The organism is Roseomonas sp. CECT 9278 (assembly GCF_918698155.1).
Classification (GTDB): Bacteria; Pseudomonadota; Alphaproteobacteria; order Acetobacterales; family Acetobacteraceae; genus Neoroseomonas.
Window position 1 is genome coordinate 27,981 of the sequence record NZ_CAKKLX010000026.1, and the last position, 15,953, is coordinate 43,933.

Genomic DNA, 15,953 nt, shown 5'->3' on the forward strand with positions numbered 1-15,953 from the left:
ATAAGGGGGATGGAGACCCGCCATGTCCACCCCGCGATGCTTCCTCGACGATGCGCTGGCCGAAGGGGCCGAATTGCCGGGCACGGCGGCGCAGGCGCATCACCTCGGCACCGTGCTGCGGCGCGGCGTGGGGGATGCGGTGGCGCTGTTCAATGCGCGGGATGGGGAATACGCGGCGCGCATCGCGCAGCTGCGTCGCGACCGTTGCGCCTTCGTGGTTGGCGCGCGGCGGCGTGCGCCAGCGCCCGAGCCCGACCTGCGCCTGGTGGTGGCGGCGTTGAAGCGCGATGCGCTCGACTGGGTGGTGGAGAAGGCGACCGAGCTCGGCGTGTCCGCCATCCAGCCGGTGACCACGCGGCGCAGCGTGGTGGACCGCGTGAATGTCGAACGCCTGAGCGCGATCGCGCGGGGCGCGACGGAGCAATGCGAAAGGCTGTCCGTGCCGGTGGTGCACGCTGCGCGGCCGCTGCGCGCCGTGCTGGATGCCTGGGATGGCGCGCCGCTGCTGGTCGGCGCGGAACGGCGCGATGCCGTGCCGATCCGCGGCGTTGCGGCGACGCTGCGGCTGCCCTGCGGCTGGCTGGTCGGACCCGAGGGGGGGTTCGACCCGGCCGAACTTGACGACGCCACCCGTCGTGCCTTTGTTACCCCTGTCGCCCTCGGCCCTCGCATCCTGCGGGCGGAGACGGCGGCGGTGGCGGGCCTTGCGGTGCTCCAGGCGCTGGCGGGGGATTGGGCCGCGATCTGAACGCGCCGCGTCCTGCGGCGTTCGTGGAAGGGCTGCATGTCGAATCCCGGCGAGTCGGATCCCACGCCGATCACCTCGGCGCGCCAGCTTGCCGGCTGGTTCGCCGCCGGCAGCAAGCCGCGCGACGCGTGGCGCATCGGCACCGAGCACGAGAAGTTCGGCTTCCGCCGCGACGGCCTGGCCCCGCCGCCCTACGAACCGGGTGGCATCCGCGCCATGCTGGAAGGGCTGATGGCATTCGGCTGGGAACCCATCCTGGACCGCGGCAACCCGATCGGGCTGAAGCGCGGGGAGGCATCGGTCTCGCTGGAACCGGGCGGGCAGTTCGAATTGTCCGGCGCGCCGCTGGCCTCGCTGCACGAGACGCATGCCGAGACCGCCGCGCATCTCGATGAAGTGCGCCGCGTGGCCGAACCCCTCGGCCTCGGCTTCGCGCCGCTCGGCTTCCATCCGCTGGCCAGGCGCGAGGACATGCCCTGGATGCCCAAGGGGCGCTACGCGATCATGCGGCAGTACATGCCCCGCGTGGGTGCGATGGGCCTGGACATGATGCTGCGGACCTGCACGGTGCAGGTGAACCTCGACTTCGGCGACGAGGCCGACATGGTCGAGAAGCTGCGCGTCTCACTCGCGCTGCAGCCGCTGGCCACCGCGATCTTCGCCAATTCGCCCTTCGCCGAGGGCAAGTCCAACGGCTACCGCACGCTGCGCGGCAAGGTCTGGACCGACACCGACCCCGACCGCACCGGCATCCCCGCCGTGGTGTTCGAGGACGGCTTCGGCTTCGAGCGCTTCGCCGATTGGGTGCTCGACGTGCCGATGTATTTCATCATGCGCGAGGGCCGCTACATCGACGCCGCGGGCATCCCGTTCCGCGCCTTCATGGAAGGGCGCGCCGAGGCGCTGGCCGGCCACACCGCGACCATGGGCGACTGGGCCGACCACGTCACCACCGTGTTCACCGATGTGCGGCTGAAGCGGTTCCTGGAAATGCGCGGCGCGGATGCCGGCGCGCCGGCCTACCTCACCGGGCTGCCGGCCTTCTGGGTCGGGCTGCTGTACGACGATGCGGCGCAGAAGGCGGCGCGGGTGCTGACGGCTGGCTGGTCGGTCGACCAGATCCGTGCGCTGCGCACCGCGGTGCCTGCGCAGGCGCTGACCGCGACGATCGGCGGGCGGTCGTTGCAGGATGTGGCGCGCGACGTGCTGGCGATCGCGCGCGATGGGCTGAAGGCGCGCGGGCTGGGCGAGGAGATACACCTCGACCCGGTGGATGCCATCGTGGCGACCGGGCAGACGCAGGCGGACCGTTGGCTGGAACGCCGTGAACGCGTGTGGGGCGGCGACGTGTCGCGGATCTTCGGCGAAGCGGCGGTGTAGGCGGGACCTACAGGTCCCCCAGCCCACCCAGGATCCCGCCGACCACATCCAGCGACACCTTGGCGACGGTGACGGTGGCATCCAGCGCCGCGCCCGCCACCGCGCCCGCGGTCTCGACCACGCCGCTGGCGATCACGTCGATCACGCCGCCGGCGACATCCAGCGCCTGGCCGCCGTGGCTTTCGGCCTGGCGGCGGGCTTCCTCGCGCTGCGCCTCGTCGAGGTCGGGGGGATTCGGGATCATCGGGGCCTCCTGACAACCGCGCCCAGCATGGCGCCCTTGATCCTTTCCATCCAGGAAACGCTTCAGCGCACCGCGGTGCCGCCGACCGTCAGCCCCATCATCTTCAGCGTCGGCTGCCCCACGCCGACCGGCACGCCCTGGCCCTGCTTGCCGCAGGTGCCGATGCCCGGGTCGAGCGCCATGTCGTTCGCCACCATCGCGACCTTGGTGAGCGCATCGGGGCCGTTGCCGATCAGCGTGGCACCCTTCACCGGCGCGCCGATGCGCCCGTCCTCGATCAGGTAGGCTTCCGATGCGCTGAACACGAACTTGCCGCTGGTGATGTCCACCTGGCCGCCGCCGAAATTCACGGCATAGAGGCCGCGCTTCACGGAGGACAGCACCTCCTCCGGCGCATGCGCCCCGCCCAGCATGACGGTGTTGGTCATGCGCGGCATCGGGATATGCGCGTAGGATTGCCGGCGGCCATTGCCGGTGGGGGCCACGCCCATCAGCCGGGCGTTCTGCCGGTCCTGCAGGAAGCCCACCAGGATGCCGTCCTCGATCAGCGTCGTGCGGTTGGTGGGCGTGCCCTCGTCATCGACCGTCAGCGACCCGCGGCGGTCGGGGATGGTGCCGTCGTCGATCACCGTCACGCCCGGCGAGGCGATGCGCTGCCCGAGCAGCCCGGCAAACGCCGACGTCTTCTTGCGGTTGAAGTCGCCCTCCAGCCCGTGGCCGATGGCTTCGTGCAGCAGGATGCCGGGCCAGCCCGGGCCGAGCACCACCTCCATCTCGCCCGCCGGCGCCGGCACGCTGTCGAGGTTGACCAGCGCCTGGCGCAGCGCCTCCGCCACGCCGCCCTTCCACGACGCTTCCGACAGCACGCGGGCATAGTCGAAGCGCCCGCCGGTGCCGAAGGACCCGGTCTCGCGCCGCCCGTCCTTCTCCACCACCACCGAGACGTTGAAGCGCACCAGCGGCCGCAAATCCGCCACGCGCTGGCCGTCGGGGCGGATGATCTGCACCGCCTGCCATTCGCCGAAGATCGAGGCCATCACCTGCACCACGCGCGGGTCGGCGGCGCGGGCATAGGCGTCGATCTCCTGCAGCAGCGCGGTCTTGGCGGCGAAATCCATCGCGGTGAGCGGGTTGGCATCGGCATAGAGCCGCGCATTGGTGGCGCGCGGGCCGGCCTCCATCACGCCCGAGCGGCCCTGGCGGACCGCACCCACCGCCGAGGCCGCGCGCGCCAGCGCCGCGTCCGTCAATTCGCCGGCATGGGCATAGCCGGCCGCCTCGCCGCTCACGGCGCGCAGGCCGAAGCCGCGCGTGGCATCATAGGTGGCGGAACGGATGCGGCCATCGTCGATCGAGATGCCCTCGCTCTCGCGGTATTCGAGGAACAGCTCGCCATCCTCGCAGCCCTCGGTCGCCTCGCGCAGGCGGGCCTGCGCCGCATCGCGGTCGAGCAGGCCGAAGAACAGGGCGTCGGTGGTGGCAAGGGCCGTCATGTCGTCTCCTGGGGCGCCGCTGCCGGTGATGTGGTGATGGCCGGCGGCAGGCGAAGGGTGGCGGTGGTGCCCGATCCGGGGCGGCTGTCGAGCGTGAGGGTCGCGCCCATGGCTTCCGCCAGCATGCGCGCCAGGTGCAGGCCGAGGCCAGAGCCCGGGAAATGCCGCGCATGGGAGGAATCGAGCTGCGTGAAGGGCTCGAAGGCGCGCGGAATGTCCTCCGGCGCCATGCCGATGCCGGTATCGACCACCGCGATGGCAAGCCCGCCATCGGCCTCGGCCCGGGCGGCGATGCGCACGGACCCGCCGGCGGGGGTGAATTTCACCGCATTGCCGACCAGGGCGGTCAGCACGCGCTTCAGGCGGCGTTCGTCGACGCGCGCCGCCGGCAGGCCGGGCGGCGCCTCGACCGCCAGGCTGACGCCGGCCTCGGCGGCCTGGTCCTGCGCGGCAGCCGCCAGCGCCGCCGCCAGCGCCGCCACATCCACCACCGCGCGGCCCAGCGCCTGGTCCGGCCCGGCGGCGCGCGCGACATCCAGGATGTCGTCGATCAGCCCGAGCAGCTGCCGCCCGGCCTGGCGCACCGCATCGGCGAATTCGCCGACCTGGGCGGGGTCGGGGTCGCCCATCAGCGCCTCGGAATAGCCGATCACCGCCGAGAGCGGGGTGCGCAGCTCGTGGCTCATGGTCGCGAGGAAGCGGGACTTCGCCTCGCTCGCCGCCTCGGCCGCCACGCGCGCGCGGTCGAGCTCGTCGCGCACGCGGCGGTCCTCGGTGACGTCGGAATAGGTCCGCACGAAGCCGCCATCGGGCGTCGGGTCGGTGGTGATCTCGAGCATCGAGCCGTCGGGGCGGCGGCGCACATAGCGCGACGGGCCGCGCCACGGGTCGTCCGGGCGGATGCCGATGAACTGCGCGACCTGGTTGGGCGCGCCGAATTCGCCGGCGTCGATCTGGTCCTGGCGGACCTCCAGGATGTGGCGGCCGGGCGCCATCCGGCCTGGCGCCAGGCCGCACATGCGCTCGGCCAGCGCATTGACCGCGACGATCCGTCCCTCGGCGTCGAACAGGCAGATGCCGTGGCGCGTGTTGTCCAGCATGACCTGCAGGATGCCCGCCCGGCTGCGCGCCTGCGTCTCGGCCTCGGCGAGCGCCGTGATGTCGACATGCGTGACCACGAAGCCGCCATCGGGCGTCGGGTCCGAGGAGACTTCGAGCACCCGCCCCTCGGGCGCTTCGCGGCGCAACCGATGCGGGCGGGAGCGGTCCATGGCCAGCGCCGCCTGCGCGTGCCTGGTCGCCTCCGGTTCCGGCCCCAGGCCGCCGACTGCGTGCTGCGCGATGACGAGTTCGTCCAGCGTGCGGCCCTGCACGATCGTGCCGGGCGGATGCCCCGCCAGGGTGCTGGCCAGCGCATTGGCCACCACCACGCGGCGGTCCGGGCCGTACACCGCCAGGCCGTGGCGCATCGATCCCATCGCGGTCTCGAGCAGCGTGGCGCGCCGGCGGGCCTCCGCCTCGGCGCGCCACAGCGCGGTGATGTCGGTGACCACCGAGACATGCCCGCCATCGGGCAGCGGCGCCGTGCGGATATCGAGGGCGGTGCCGTTGGCGCGCTGGCGCCGGCGTTCCTGCGGGCGCGACAGGTCGCGCGCCTTCTCGCGCGCGATCACCGCCTCGACCTCGCCGGCGCCGTATTCGCCGGCGGCGGCGCGGCGGCGGATGACATCCTCCAGCGTGTCGCCCACCAGCAGCGGCGCGCCGTCCATCAGGCGCGAATAGGCGCCGTTGAACAGCGCCACGCGCTGGTCAGGCCCCCAGACGCAGATGCCGTGCGGCAGGGCTTCCAGCACGCCGTTCAGGATGGCGGCGCGGCGGCGGGCATCGTCCTCGGCCCGGCGCAGGTCGGTGACCTCGTCGGATTCGATCAGGAACCCGCCATCGGGTTCGGGCGTGCTGGTGAAGCGCACGATCGACCCGTCGGCGCGTTCGCGCTGGCCGGTGCGACGCTGGCGGCGGTCGGCGGCCAGGCTGGCGGCCTGGTGCTGGCGGGACTGGCTGGTGCGGAATTCGCCGGCGCGGTCGAGCTGCTCGCTGATCGCGCGCAGGGTGGGTCGGCCGGCCAGCATCTCGATCGTGGCGCCGGAATGGCGGCGATAGGCCGGGTTGTGCAGCATCAGCCGGTGGTCGGCATCGAACAGCGCGACCCCGCCGCGCTGCGCGTTCAGCACGCGTTCCAGCAGGCTCACCCGCGCCCGCGCGGAGGCTTCGGCCCGCGTGAGGGCGCTGATGTCCACCGAACACACCGCGAAGCCGCCGCCCGGCAGCGGCAGGCTGGCCACTTCCGACAGTCGCGTGCCGTCGGCCGTGCGCTGGTGGCGCAGCATGAATTGCGTGCGGTCCTGCGCCAGTGCGTCCTCGGCCAGGACCGCCGGGTCACCGGGGCCGAGCAGGCCGCGGAAGGCGAACAGGCGCAGAATATCGCGCAGCGACGTGCCGGGCGGGAAGCGGGCGGGGTCGGCCCCGGCCTCGCCCCACAGCGCCGGGTTGGCGAGGACCAGCCGCTCCGCCCCGTCCATCACCAGGATGGCGTGGGGCAGGGCCTCGATGGCCCGCAGCGCGGCGTCCTCGCGGGTCATCCGGGCGTGGCCGCCGGGCGGCCCAAGGGGCGCCGCAGCGCGTGCAGCGCCAGCAGCGCGCCGGTCAGCACCAGCACCGCCACCGCCTGGTGCAGCGTGCCGAGCCAGGGCGGCACCACCGCCAGCAGCGTGGCCACGCCCAGCGCGTATTGCAGCGCGACCGCGATGGCGAGGCCGATCGCCGCGCCGCGCACCGGCCCGCGCGGCAGGTGGCGCCACGCCAGGAAGGCCGCCCAGCCGGCGGCGGCCAGCGTGGCGGTGGCCAGCAGGCGATGGTTGAACTGCACCGCCGCGATATTGGCGGTCAGGTTCCTCCAGGCCGGCTCCAGCACCCAGTAGCCCTGCGGCACGAGGCGTCCCTCCATGAGCGGGAAGGTATTGTAGTCAAATCCCGCGCGGATGCCTGCCACGAAGCCGCCGGCCAGCATGGCAAGCACCGCCAGACCCGCCGCCGCATGGACCCAGGCGCGCAGGGCGCGCGGCAGGGGCGCCGTGGCCGGCTGCGGGCGCAGCAGCGTCAGCGCCGTCCAGACCAGCACGCCGAACAGCAGGAACGCCATGCCCAGGTGGATCACCAGCCGATAGGGCGACACCGCCGTGCGGTCGGCCTCGAAGCCCGAGGCGACCATGAACCAGCCGATCGCGCCCTGCAGCCCGCCCAGCGCCAGCAACAGCAGCAACCGCGGCTTCAGCCCCGGCGGTATGCGCCCGCGCAGCCAGAACCACGCCAAGCCGCCGATGTAGGCCAGGCCGATCAGCCGCCCCCAGAAGCGGTGGATCCATTCCAGCCAGAAGATCTGCTTGAACCCCTCGATCCCGAAGCCCTGGTTCACCAGCGCATATTGCGGGATGGTGCGGTACAGGTCGTAAAGGCGCTGCCATTCCGCATCGCTCAGCGGTGGCAGGAAGCCCGCCAGCGGCGCCCATTCCATGATCGACAGGCCGGAGCCGGTCAGGCGCGTGGCGCCGCCGATCGCGACCATGATCCAGACCAGGCCGGCGACCGCCAGCAGGAAGCGGGCGAGGGCGCGGCGGTCGGTGGCGGGTGCCTCGCCCGGCGTGGCGGCGAGGGTGCGGTTGTCGAAGGGCATGGGCGCGATATAGGCGAGCCCCGCCGGTCGCGCACGGGGGGTGTCTTTCGCAGCGCGGCTTGCCGGGGCGGGGTGCGCCTGCTACCGCGCCGCCATGTCTGCCGAGCCCCGCGCCGGATCCGCGCCCGCCCAGCCGGCGGCGGATGCCGGGGCACCCCCGCTGCTGTCCGTCGTGATCCCCGTCCGCAACGAGGCGCCCAACATCGCGCCCCTGGTGGCGGAGATCGAGGCCGCCCTGGCCGCGGTGCCGCACGAGATCGTCTATGTGGATGACGGTTCGACCGACCACACGCCCGAGGCGCTGCGCCAGGCGCGCGATGCCGGCGCGCCGGTGCGCGCGCTGCGCCACCGCGAATCCTGCGGGCAGTCGGCGGCCGTCATCACCGGCGTGAAGGCGGCGCGCGGGCGCTGGATCGCGACGCTGGACGGGGATGGGCAGAACGACCCCGCCGACATCCCGCGCCTTTTCGCCCGCGCCCAGGCCGAGGCCGACCAGGGGCGCCGCACGATGGTCGCGGGGCATCGGGTGAACCGCAAGGACAGCGGGGTGAAGCGGTATTCCAGCAAGGTGGCGAACGCCATCCGGTCCCGCCTGCTGCGCGACCGCACGCCCGATACCGGCTGCGGGCTGAAGGTGTTTCCGCGCGACCTGTTCCTGGACCTGCCGCATTTCGACCACATGCACCGCTTCCTGCCGGCGCTGACGCTGCGCCAGGGCGGCAGCGTGGTCAGCGAACCGGTCAACCACCGCCCGCGGGTGCGCGGCGCGTCGAACTACGGGACGCTCGACCGGCTGGTGGTCAGCCTGTTCGACCTGGTCGGCATGGCCTGGCTGCAGCGGCGCGGGCGCCGACCCGTGATCGAGACCGACGCGCCGTGACACGCGCGCCTGCCCGGCGCGTTGTGACGGGCGCGCCTGCCCGGCGCGACGCGGCACGCGCGCCTGCCCGGCGCGACGCGGCACGCGCGCCTGCCCGGCGCGTTGTGCACGCGCGCCTGCCAGGCGCGACGCCATGACCGCGGCCGCCGCCCGGCGCCGGGCGTCCCTGATGAAGTTGGCGGTGATGGCGGCCGGCCTGGCGGCGGCGGGGCTGCTGCTGCGCGGCATCGGGCTGTCGCCGGGGACCGAGTGGGTGGACCGCTGGGTGCTTGGCCAGGGGCTGCTGGGCGACGTGGTGTTCGTGGCGATCGGCGCGGCCGCCACGGCGGTCGGGGCGCCGCGGCAGGGCGTGGCGTTCCTGGGCGGCTATGCCTTCGGCGCGGTGGAGGGAACGCTGCTGGCGCTGGCGGCGCAGGTGGTGGGCTGCGCGGCGTCCTATGGCTGGGCGCGGGCGGTCGGGCGGGGCTGGGCGGAGCGGCGCCTGGCGGGGCGCTTCGGCCACCGGCTGCGGCCGCTGCGCGACGTGCTGGCCGGCAGCCCCTTCGGCGCGACGCTGGCGCTGCGGCTGCTGCCGGTGGGCAACAACCTGGCGCTGAACCTGCTGGCGGGGATGGCGGCGGTCAGCCTGGTGCCCTTCCTGGCGGCCTCGGCGCTGGGGTATCTGCCGCAGACGGTGGTGTTCGCGCTGCTGGGCAAGGGCATCCGGGTGGATGGCGCCTGGCAGTTGGGACTGGCGGCGGGGCTGTTCGTGGTCTCGGCCGTGATCGGCCTGGCGCTGCTGCGCCGGCACAGGGCCGGGCGGGCGCTGGAGGCGGAGGGCGAGGGCGGCTGAACCGCCCCGCCCGGTGCTTCAATGCAGGGTGAAGACCCCATTGCTGTAGCGCAGTTCCGCCGGGCGGGTCAGCGCCGCGCAGGCGACGCGGACCGAATGCAGCGGGCCCTCGATCTCACGGCGCCAGAAGTCGAGGAAGCGGGACAGCTCGGGGAAGGTTGGCGCCTTGTCCACCTTCTGCCAGACGAAGCTCTGCAATACATGCGGGTGGTCGGGCATATGGTACAGCAACTCGGCGGTCGTCATGCGCCAGTCGGGGATCTTCACGATCGGTTCCAGTCCCTGCAGCACCTTGATCCATCCTTTCCCTGCGGGTGGTGAGCCGTGCGGTTCCTGGGCGCACCGTCTGTGTTGGGCGCGCTTCCGTCATCAGGATGACATGAGGGCAGCTGGGACTGCCAAGAAAAATCGTGTTGATTCAATTCATTAGCACTCGCGCTCGGTGAGTGCTGACAAGCGCTTGACGCCGCCGCCGGGGCGGCCTAAGTCGCTGGCACTCCTCTGGGGGGAGTGCTAACGGCCGGGGCGCTTCCGGCGACCGGCCAAGGCTTCCCAGGGCGAGCCGTCATGCAACCCGAGGCTCAGGAGAGGACACACATGAACTTCCGTCCCCTACACGACCGCGTTCTCGTTCGCCGCATCGAAGCGGAAGAAAAGACCCGCGGCGGCATCATCATCCCGGACACCGCCAAGGAAAAGCCGCAGGAAGGCGAAGTCGTCTCCGTCGGCGCGGGCACCATCAACGAGAAGGGCGAGATCCGTCCGCTCGACGTGAAGGCCGGCGACCGCATCCTGTTCGGCAAGTGGTCCGGCACCGAAGTGAAGCTCGATGGCGAGGAGCTCCTGATCATGAAGGAGAGCGACATCATGGGCATCCTCGAGGGCGTGTCCGCCGCGAAGAAGGCCGCCTGAGGCGCCGCTTCGCGACCACCGACAACACATCTGCAAAGGTAGAACACAATGGCTGCTAAGGACGTGAAGTTCGGCGCTTCGGCGCGCGAGCGGATGATTCGCGGCGTGGACATCCTGGCCGACGCCGTGAAGGTGACGCTGGGCCCCAAGGGCCGCAACGTGGTGATCGACAAGTCCTTCGGTGCCCCGCGCATCACGAAGGACGGCGTGACCGTCGCGAAGGAAATCGAGCTCGCCGACAAGTTCGAGAACATGGGCGCCCAGATGGTGCGCGAAGTGGCCTCGAAGACCAACGACCTGGCCGGTGACGGCACCACCACCGCGACCGTGCTGGCCCAGGCCATCGTGCGCGAGGGTGCGAAGGCGGTCGCCGCCGGCATGAACCCGATGGATCTCAAGCGCGGCATCGACAAGGCCGTGACCGAGATCGTGAAGGACCTCGAGTCCAAGACGCGCAAGATCTCGACCTCGGCCGAAGTGGCGCAGGTCGGCTCGATCTCCGCGAACGGCGAGACCGAGATCGGCGAGATGATCGCCAAGGCGATGGAGAAGGTCGGCAACGAGGGTGTCATCACCGTCGAGGAAGCCAAGTCCATCCAGACCGAGCTCGACGTCGTCGAGGGCATGCAGTTCGATCGCGGCTACGTCTCCCCGTATTTCATCACGAATGCGGAGAAGATGATCGCCGAGATGGACCAGCCCTACATCCTGATCTTCGAGAAGAAGCTGTCCGGCCTCCAGCCGATGCTGCCGCTGCTCGAGACCGTGGTGCAGTCCGGCCGTCCGCTGGTGATCATCGCCGAGGACGTCGAGGGCGAGGCGCTGGCCACCCTGGTGGTGAACAAGCTGCGCGGCGGCCTCAAGGTCGCGGCCGTGAAGGCGCCTGGCTTCGGTGATCGCCGCAAGGCGATGCTGGAAGACATCGCGATCCTGACGGGCGGCGAGGTCATCTCCGAAGACCTCGGCATCAAGCTCGAGAACGTGACGCTCGCCATGCTCGGCAAGGCCAAGATGGTCCGCATCGAGAAGGAGAACACCACGATCGTCGACGGTGCCGGCGAGAAGACCGCCATCACCGGCCGCTGCGAGCAGATCAAGGCGCAGATCGAGGAGACCACCTCGGACTACGACCGCGAGAAGCTGCAGGAGCGCCTGGCGAAGCTGGCCGGCGGCGTCGCCGTCATCCGCGTCGGTGGCAGCACCGAGGTCGAGGTGAAGGAGCGCAAGGACCGCGTGGACGACGCGCTGCACGCGACCCGCGCCGCGGTCGAGGAAGGCATCGTCCCCGGTGGTGGCGTGGCGCTGCTGCGCGCCTCGCAGAAGCTGGCCGGCCTCAAGGGCGCCAACAATGATGAGCAGGTGGGGATCGAGATCATCCGCCGCGCCATCCAGGCGCCGCTGAAGCAGATCGCCGAGAACGCTGGCAAGGACGGCGCGGTGGTCGCGGGCGAAGTGCTGCGCACCGACACCTACGTGTTCGGCTACGACGCCCAGAAGGACGAGTACAAGGACCTGGTGGCCGCCGGCATCATCGACCCGACCAAGGTCGTGCGCACGGCGCTGCAGGATGCCGCTTCGGTGGCGTCGCTGCTGATCACCACCGAGGCGATGGTCGCCGAGCGTCCCGCGAAGCCGTCGGCCCCGGCCGGCGGTGGCGGTGGCGACATGGGCGGCATGGGCGGCATGGACTTCTAAGTCCGGGCTCTGCCTGTACTGGTTGGGGAAGGGCGGTCCTGCGGGGCCGCCCTTTCTTTTTGTGCCCTCAGGCGCCGGGCGCCGGCATTCGCCGGCTTGGCTTGCGCGCCGTGCACTGGTGCATTGGCGGCGGCTGGCAGGTTGGGCGCGGTCGCGCAGTCGCGCTCCCGGATCGAGGCAGGGCCTCGATCCGATGGTATTGGTGGTTGCTGCAGCGCTTCGCATGGCGCTATGGCGCTTCGCCCCGCGGTGCTAAGGACGCGCGTCCAGGATCATCGGAACCGTGCCATGAAGCGCCGCGCCCTGCTGCTCACGCCAACCCTGTTCGCGCCGACCCTCGCGGTCGCCCAAGGCACGGCCTGGCGGCCGAACCGGCCGATGACCATGATCGTGCCCTACGCCGCGGGCGGCGGCACCGACATCGTCGGGCGCGAATTCGCACAGATCCTGTCGCAGAAGGTCGGCCAGCCCGTGGTGGTCGAGAACCGCGGCGGCGCCGGCGGATCGATCGGCACGCTGCAGGCGGTGCGCGCGCGCGCGGACGGCTTCACGTTCCTCTACGCGGTGTCGTCCAACATCGTCATCAACCCGCATGTCTATCGCACGCCCGAGCGCGAGGACCCCGCACGCGCGCTGATCCCGGTGGGCATCCTGGCGAACTACCAGTACATCCTGGTGGCCAATCCGCGCTTCCCGGTGACCAACCTGGCCGAGCTGATCGCCATCGCGAAGCAGCGCCCGGGGGAGGTCACCTTCAGCCATTCCGGCAATGGCGGGAACAACCACCTGGCCGGCAAGCTGCTGGCCCGCATGGCCGGCATCGAGATGGGCGACGTCGCCTATCGCGGCACCGGCCCGGCGCTGATGGATGCGGTGAACGGCACGGTGAACTTCAACATCTCCTCCCCGCCGCCGGCGATCCCGCTGGTGCGCGAAGGCCAGCTGCGCGCCTTCGCGGTGACCGGCGCGACGCGTTCGCCGGCCTTCCCGGACGTGCCCACGGTCGCGGAGCAGGGCCTGCCCGGCTATGCCGTGACCGGCTGGCACGGCGCCTTCTACCCGCCGGGCACGCCCGAGGGGCCGGTCGCGATGCTGCGTGCCGCGGTCGGCGAGATCGCCGCCATGCCGGCCTTCCACGAAAAGCTCGGCCGCGATGGGCTCGAGCCGCTGACCGCGCCGGTCAGCCCGGATGCCTTCGCCGCCCAGGTGCGCCAGGAACACGCCTTCTGGGCCCGCACCATCCCGGAGCTCGGCATTCGGGTCGAGTGATCGCCGGCGGTTGACGCTGCCGGCCCGATCTGTGTCCAATTCTGCAGCCTGGCCGCCCCTGGGATCGACTTGCCGCGCCTCCGGATGCCCGGTCGCCTCCAAGCCGGTTGGGGGCGGGATGGGTGACTGCCACGGCGGAGCCAACGCCCGTGGCGAGCGGGAGGAGACGCGCGCATGCCGATCGGCACCGTGAAGTGGTTCAACGCGACCAAGGGCTTCGGCTTCATCGTGCCGCAGGATGGCGGCAAGGATGTCTTCGTGCATGTGACCGCCGTGCAGAAGGCGGGCCTCACGGGACTGAACGAGAACCAGAAGGTCAGCTACGAGGTGGTGACCGAACGCGGCAAGGCGGCGGCGACGAACCTCAAGATCATCTGACCGCCCGGCCGCCCCGCGGCGACAGCCGACCTCCGGCATCGGTGCCATTCCCGCTGCCGTGGTGGGTGCCGCAGCGTCCGTCGGCGGCATGTCCGGCCGCAACCGGGACGCGGCGGCTCCGGCAGCGCCACCCTCCGGGCTCGGCGCGATGTGGTCCACCTTGATGCCGCGAACCATCGAACCGACGCGCGCCGGCCCGCCGGCCGCCACGGACTCAGCCACACGCCGCCGGAGCCGCGAAACCCAGGCCATGTTCACGCTGAACGACCTCGAAGCCGCCGCCGCGCTCGTGCATCGCAGCTTCGCCCCCACGCCCGCCATCGCCTGGCCGCTGCTGGCCGCGCGCACCGGCGCCGAGACCTGGGTCAAGCACGAGAACCATACGCCCACCGGCGCCTTCAAGATCCGCGGCGGCCTGGTCTATATGGAGCGCCTGGCCCGCGAACGGTCGCAGGTGCGCGGCGTGGTCAGCGCCACGCGCGGCAATCATGGGCAGTCGCTTGCCTTTGCCGGCCAGCGCCACGGCGTGCCGGTCACGATCCTGGTCCCGCGCGGCAACAGCATGGAGAAGAACGCCGCGATGCGCGCCTTCGGAGCGCGCCTGATCGAACACGGCGAGGATTTCGACGCGGCGCGCGAGGAAGCGATGCGCCTCGCTGCCGCCGAGGGGTTGGAATTCGCGCCCTCCTTCGCGCCGGACCTGGTGAAGGGCGTGGCGACCTATGCGCTGGAGTTCTTCCGCGCCACGCCGGCGCTCGATGCGCTGTACGTGCCGATCGGCCTGGGCTCGGGCATCTGCGGCTGCATCCTGGCGCGCGACCTGCTGGGGCTGTCCACGCAGATCATCGGCGTGCAATCGGTCGGCGCGCCGTCCTATGCGCTGTCCTTCGTCGCGGGGCATGTGGTGACGACCGACCGCGCCGAGACCCGCGCCGATGGCATGGCGACGCGGATGCCCGATGCCGGTGCGCTGGCCATCATCCGCGCCGGCGCGGCGCGCATCGTGACCGTGACGGATGACGAGGTGGCGGCCGCGATCCGCGCCTATTGGACCGACACGCACAACCTGGCGGAAGGCGCGGGCGCCGCGCCCTTGGCCGCGCTGATGCAGGAAGCGGCGGCGATGCGCGGCAAGCGCGTGGGCCTGGTGCTGTGCGGCGGCAATATCGACCTCGATCTGTTCCGCGACTGGGTGATGGCATGACCGACCTGCTGCTGCGCAATGTCCGGCCGATGGGCGGGCCGGCGTCGGATGTGCTGGTGCGTGGCGGGCGCATCGCGGCGCCAGGCGCGGACGCCACCGGTGCGGCGGTCGAGGACGGGCAGGGGCTGCTGCTGCTGCCCGGCTTCGTCGAAGGGCACACGCATCTCGACAAGACCGTTTTCCACGAACGCGACTGGCTGGTGAACGAGGTCGGCCCGCGCATCGTCGACAAGATCGACACCGAGCGCGAATGGCGCGCGCGCACCGGGCATGATGCCGGCGCGGCGTCGCTCGCGATGGCGCGCGCGTTTCTCGCGGCCGGCACCACGCGCATCCGCAGCCATGTGGATGTGGATACCTCCGGCGGCACGCGCCATGTCGAACGCGTGCTGGCCACGCGCGAGGCGATGCGCGGCGTCCAGGAGATCCAGGTCGTCGCCTTCCCGCAATCGGGCATCCTGGGGCGCCAGGGCACGGAAAGCCTGCTCGATGCCGCGATGGCGATGGGGGCCGACATCGTCGGTGGGCTCGACCCCTGCGCGATCGAGCGCGACCCGGTGCGGCACCTGAACATCGTCTTCGGCCTGGCGGAGAAGCATCGCAAGCCGGTCGACATCCACCTGCACGAACAGGGTTCGATGGGCGCCTTCTCGCTGGAGCTGATCCTGGAGCGAACACGCGCGCTGTCCATGCAGGGCCAGGTGGTGGTCAGCCACGCCTTCTGCCTGGGCGACGTGACCGAGCGCGACCGCGACGCCCTGCTGGCGCAGATGGCCGACCTTGGCGTGGCCATCGCCACCACCGCGCCGGCCTCGCGCCCCGTGCCGCTGGTGGCGGCTTGTCGTGCGGCGGGCGTGACCATCTTCGGCGGCAATGACGGCATCCGCGACACCTGGACGCCCTATGGCTCGCCCGACATGCTCGAACGCGCCATGCTGGTGGGCCTGCGCAACAACTTCCGCCGCGACGACGAGATCGCTCTGGCCTTCGACTGCGTCAGCACGGCCGGCGCGAAGGGCTGCGGCTTCGAAGACTACGGCCTGCATCCCGGTGCGCGCGCCGACCTGGTGCTGGTCGATGCGCGCGCCCTGGCGGAAGCGGTGGTGGTGCGCCCGCCGCGGCGGCTGGTGGTCGCGGGCGGGCGGATCGTCGGGCGCGAGGGCGTGCTGCTGGCGTGACGGCGCGCTG

At 71.7% G+C, this 15,953-nt stretch carries 15 protein-coding genes; 10 read left to right on the plus strand and 5 right to left on the minus strand.

The annotated features are described in order from the left end of the window. The first annotated feature begins 22 nt into the window (after window positions 1-22). Entirely contained in the window at window positions 23-748 is a 726-nt protein-coding gene (locus LQ222_RS16710) for a 16S rRNA (uracil(1498)-N(3))-methyltransferase (RefSeq protein WP_230167970.1), read from the plus strand. Between the two features lie 36 nt (window positions 749-784). Next, entirely contained in the window at window positions 785-2,128 is a 1,344-nt protein-coding gene (locus LQ222_RS16715) for a glutamate--cysteine ligase (protein WP_230167971.1), read from the plus strand. A 7-nt stretch (window positions 2,129-2,135) separates the two neighbouring features. Here LQ222_RS16715 and LQ222_RS16720 read toward each other — a convergent pair whose 3' ends face one another. From LQ222_RS16720 to LQ222_RS16735, 4 genes are all read right to left on the minus strand, one after another. Further along, window positions 2,136-2,372 (minus strand): hypothetical protein, encoded by a 237-nt coding sequence (locus LQ222_RS16720; RefSeq protein WP_230167972.1) that lies wholly within the window; start codon window positions 2,370-2,372, stop codon window positions 2,136-2,138. 62 nt (window positions 2,373-2,434) lie between these two features. Then, complete coding sequence (gene tldD / locus LQ222_RS16725; protein WP_230167973.1) at window positions 2,435-3,865, minus strand: metalloprotease TldD; 1,431 nt, start codon at window positions 3,863-3,865, stop codon at window positions 2,435-2,437. Further along, on the minus strand, window positions 3,862-6,504 hold the full coding sequence (locus LQ222_RS16730) for a PAS domain-containing sensor histidine kinase (protein WP_230167974.1): 2,643 nt from the start codon (window positions 6,502-6,504) through the stop codon (window positions 3,862-3,864). The genes tldD and LQ222_RS16730 overlap by 4 nt, the downstream gene beginning before the upstream one ends. Next, window positions 6,501-7,595 carry a COX15/CtaA family protein gene (locus LQ222_RS16735; RefSeq protein WP_230167975.1) on the minus strand — a complete coding sequence of 365 codons (1,095 nt, stop codon included), beginning with the start codon at window positions 7,593-7,595 and terminating at the stop codon, window positions 6,501-6,503. The genes LQ222_RS16730 and LQ222_RS16735 overlap by 4 nt, the downstream gene beginning before the upstream one ends. A gap of 94 nt (window positions 7,596-7,689) precedes the next feature. On the opposite strand from LQ222_RS16735, the gene LQ222_RS16740 reads away from it, so the two are divergent. Both LQ222_RS16740 and LQ222_RS16745 read left to right on the plus strand, forming a co-directional pair. Continuing rightward, window positions 7,690-8,475, plus strand: coding sequence for a glycosyltransferase family 2 protein (locus LQ222_RS16740; protein WP_230167976.1), 786 nt, complete (start codon window positions 7,690-7,692; stop codon window positions 8,473-8,475). 133 nt (window positions 8,476-8,608) lie between these two features. Then, window positions 8,609-9,307 (plus strand): TVP38/TMEM64 family protein, encoded by a 699-nt coding sequence (locus tag LQ222_RS16745; protein ID WP_230167977.1) that lies wholly within the window; start codon window positions 8,609-8,611, stop codon window positions 9,305-9,307. A gap of 18 nt (window positions 9,308-9,325) precedes the next feature. On the opposite strand, the gene LQ222_RS16750 is transcribed toward LQ222_RS16745, so the two are convergent. Continuing rightward, on the minus strand, window positions 9,326-9,595 hold the full coding sequence (locus LQ222_RS16750; protein WP_256444038.1) for an usg protein: 270 nt from the start codon (window positions 9,593-9,595) through the stop codon (window positions 9,326-9,328). A gap of 309 nt (window positions 9,596-9,904) precedes the next feature. Between LQ222_RS16750 and groES the strand changes: the two genes are divergently transcribed. The 6 genes from groES to LQ222_RS16780 all read left to right on the plus strand — a co-directional run bounded on the left by groES (window position 9,905) and on the right by LQ222_RS16780 (window position 15,943). Continuing rightward, window positions 9,905-10,219 carry a co-chaperone GroES gene (groES, locus tag LQ222_RS16755; protein ID WP_230167978.1) on the plus strand — a complete coding sequence of 105 codons (315 nt, stop codon included), beginning with the start codon at window positions 9,905-9,907 and terminating at the stop codon, window positions 10,217-10,219. Window positions 10,220-10,267: 48 nt separating this feature from the next. Further along, a complete protein-coding gene (groL, locus tag LQ222_RS16760; RefSeq protein ID WP_230167979.1) occupies window positions 10,268-11,914 on the plus strand; it encodes a chaperonin GroEL in 1,647 nt (548 codons plus the stop codon). A 288-nt stretch (window positions 11,915-12,202) separates the two neighbouring features. Continuing rightward, window positions 12,203-13,183, plus strand: coding sequence for a tripartite tricarboxylate transporter substrate binding protein (locus LQ222_RS16765; RefSeq protein ID WP_230167980.1), 981 nt, complete (start codon window positions 12,203-12,205; stop codon window positions 13,181-13,183). A gap of 174 nt (window positions 13,184-13,357) precedes the next feature. Then, window positions 13,358-13,561, plus strand: a complete 204-nt coding sequence (locus tag LQ222_RS16770) for a cold-shock protein (protein WP_230167981.1) — start codon at window positions 13,358-13,360, stop codon at window positions 13,559-13,561. A 250-nt stretch (window positions 13,562-13,811) separates the two neighbouring features. Next, window positions 13,812-14,765 carry a threonine dehydratase gene (locus tag LQ222_RS16775; protein ID WP_230167982.1) on the plus strand — a complete coding sequence of 318 codons (954 nt, stop codon included), beginning with the start codon at window positions 13,812-13,814 and terminating at the stop codon, window positions 14,763-14,765. After that, on the plus strand, window positions 14,762-15,943 hold the full coding sequence (locus tag LQ222_RS16780) for an amidohydrolase family protein (RefSeq protein ID WP_230167983.1): 1,182 nt from the start codon (window positions 14,762-14,764) through the stop codon (window positions 15,941-15,943). Before LQ222_RS16775 ends, LQ222_RS16780 begins: the two co-directional genes overlap by 4 nt. The last annotated feature ends 10 nt before the right edge of the window (window positions 15,944-15,953 follow it).

What these genes read in the sequence shown, in the direction of transcription:
- LQ222_RS16710 (WP_230167970.1), top strand. Translation starts at nt 23, where the DNA reads ATGTCCACCCCGCGATGCTTCCTCGACGATGCGCTGGCCGAAGGGGCC.
- LQ222_RS16715 (WP_230167971.1), top strand. Translation starts at nt 785, where the DNA reads ATGTCGAATCCCGGCGAGTCGGATCCCACGCCGATCACCTCGGCGCGC.
- LQ222_RS16720 (WP_230167972.1), bottom strand. Translation starts at nt 2,372, where the DNA reads ATGATCCCGAATCCCCCCGACCTCGACGAGGCGCAGCGCGAGGAAGCC.
- tldD (WP_230167973.1), bottom strand. Translation starts at nt 3,865, where the DNA reads ATGACGGCCCTTGCCACCACCGACGCCCTGTTCTTCGGCCTGCTCGAC.
- LQ222_RS16730 (WP_230167974.1), bottom strand. Translation starts at nt 6,504, where the DNA reads ATGACCCGCGAGGACGCCGCGCTGCGGGCCATCGAGGCCCTGCCCCAC.
- LQ222_RS16735 (WP_230167975.1), bottom strand. Translation starts at nt 7,595, where the DNA reads ATGCCCTTCGACAACCGCACCCTCGCCGCCACGCCGGGCGAGGCACCC.
- LQ222_RS16740 (WP_230167976.1), top strand. Translation starts at nt 7,690, where the DNA reads ATGTCTGCCGAGCCCCGCGCCGGATCCGCGCCCGCCCAGCCGGCGGCG.
- LQ222_RS16745 (WP_230167977.1), top strand. Translation starts at nt 8,609, where the DNA reads ATGACCGCGGCCGCCGCCCGGCGCCGGGCGTCCCTGATGAAGTTGGCG.
- groES (WP_230167978.1), top strand. Translation starts at nt 9,905, where the DNA reads ATGAACTTCCGTCCCCTACACGACCGCGTTCTCGTTCGCCGCATCGAA.
- groL (WP_230167979.1), top strand. Translation starts at nt 10,268, where the DNA reads ATGGCTGCTAAGGACGTGAAGTTCGGCGCTTCGGCGCGCGAGCGGATG.
- LQ222_RS16765 (WP_230167980.1), top strand. Translation starts at nt 12,203, where the DNA reads ATGAAGCGCCGCGCCCTGCTGCTCACGCCAACCCTGTTCGCGCCGACC.
- LQ222_RS16770 (WP_230167981.1), top strand. Translation starts at nt 13,358, where the DNA reads ATGCCGATCGGCACCGTGAAGTGGTTCAACGCGACCAAGGGCTTCGGC.
- LQ222_RS16775 (WP_230167982.1), top strand. Translation starts at nt 13,812, where the DNA reads ATGTTCACGCTGAACGACCTCGAAGCCGCCGCCGCGCTCGTGCATCGC.
- LQ222_RS16780 (WP_230167983.1), top strand. Translation starts at nt 14,762, where the DNA reads ATGACCGACCTGCTGCTGCGCAATGTCCGGCCGATGGGCGGGCCGGCG.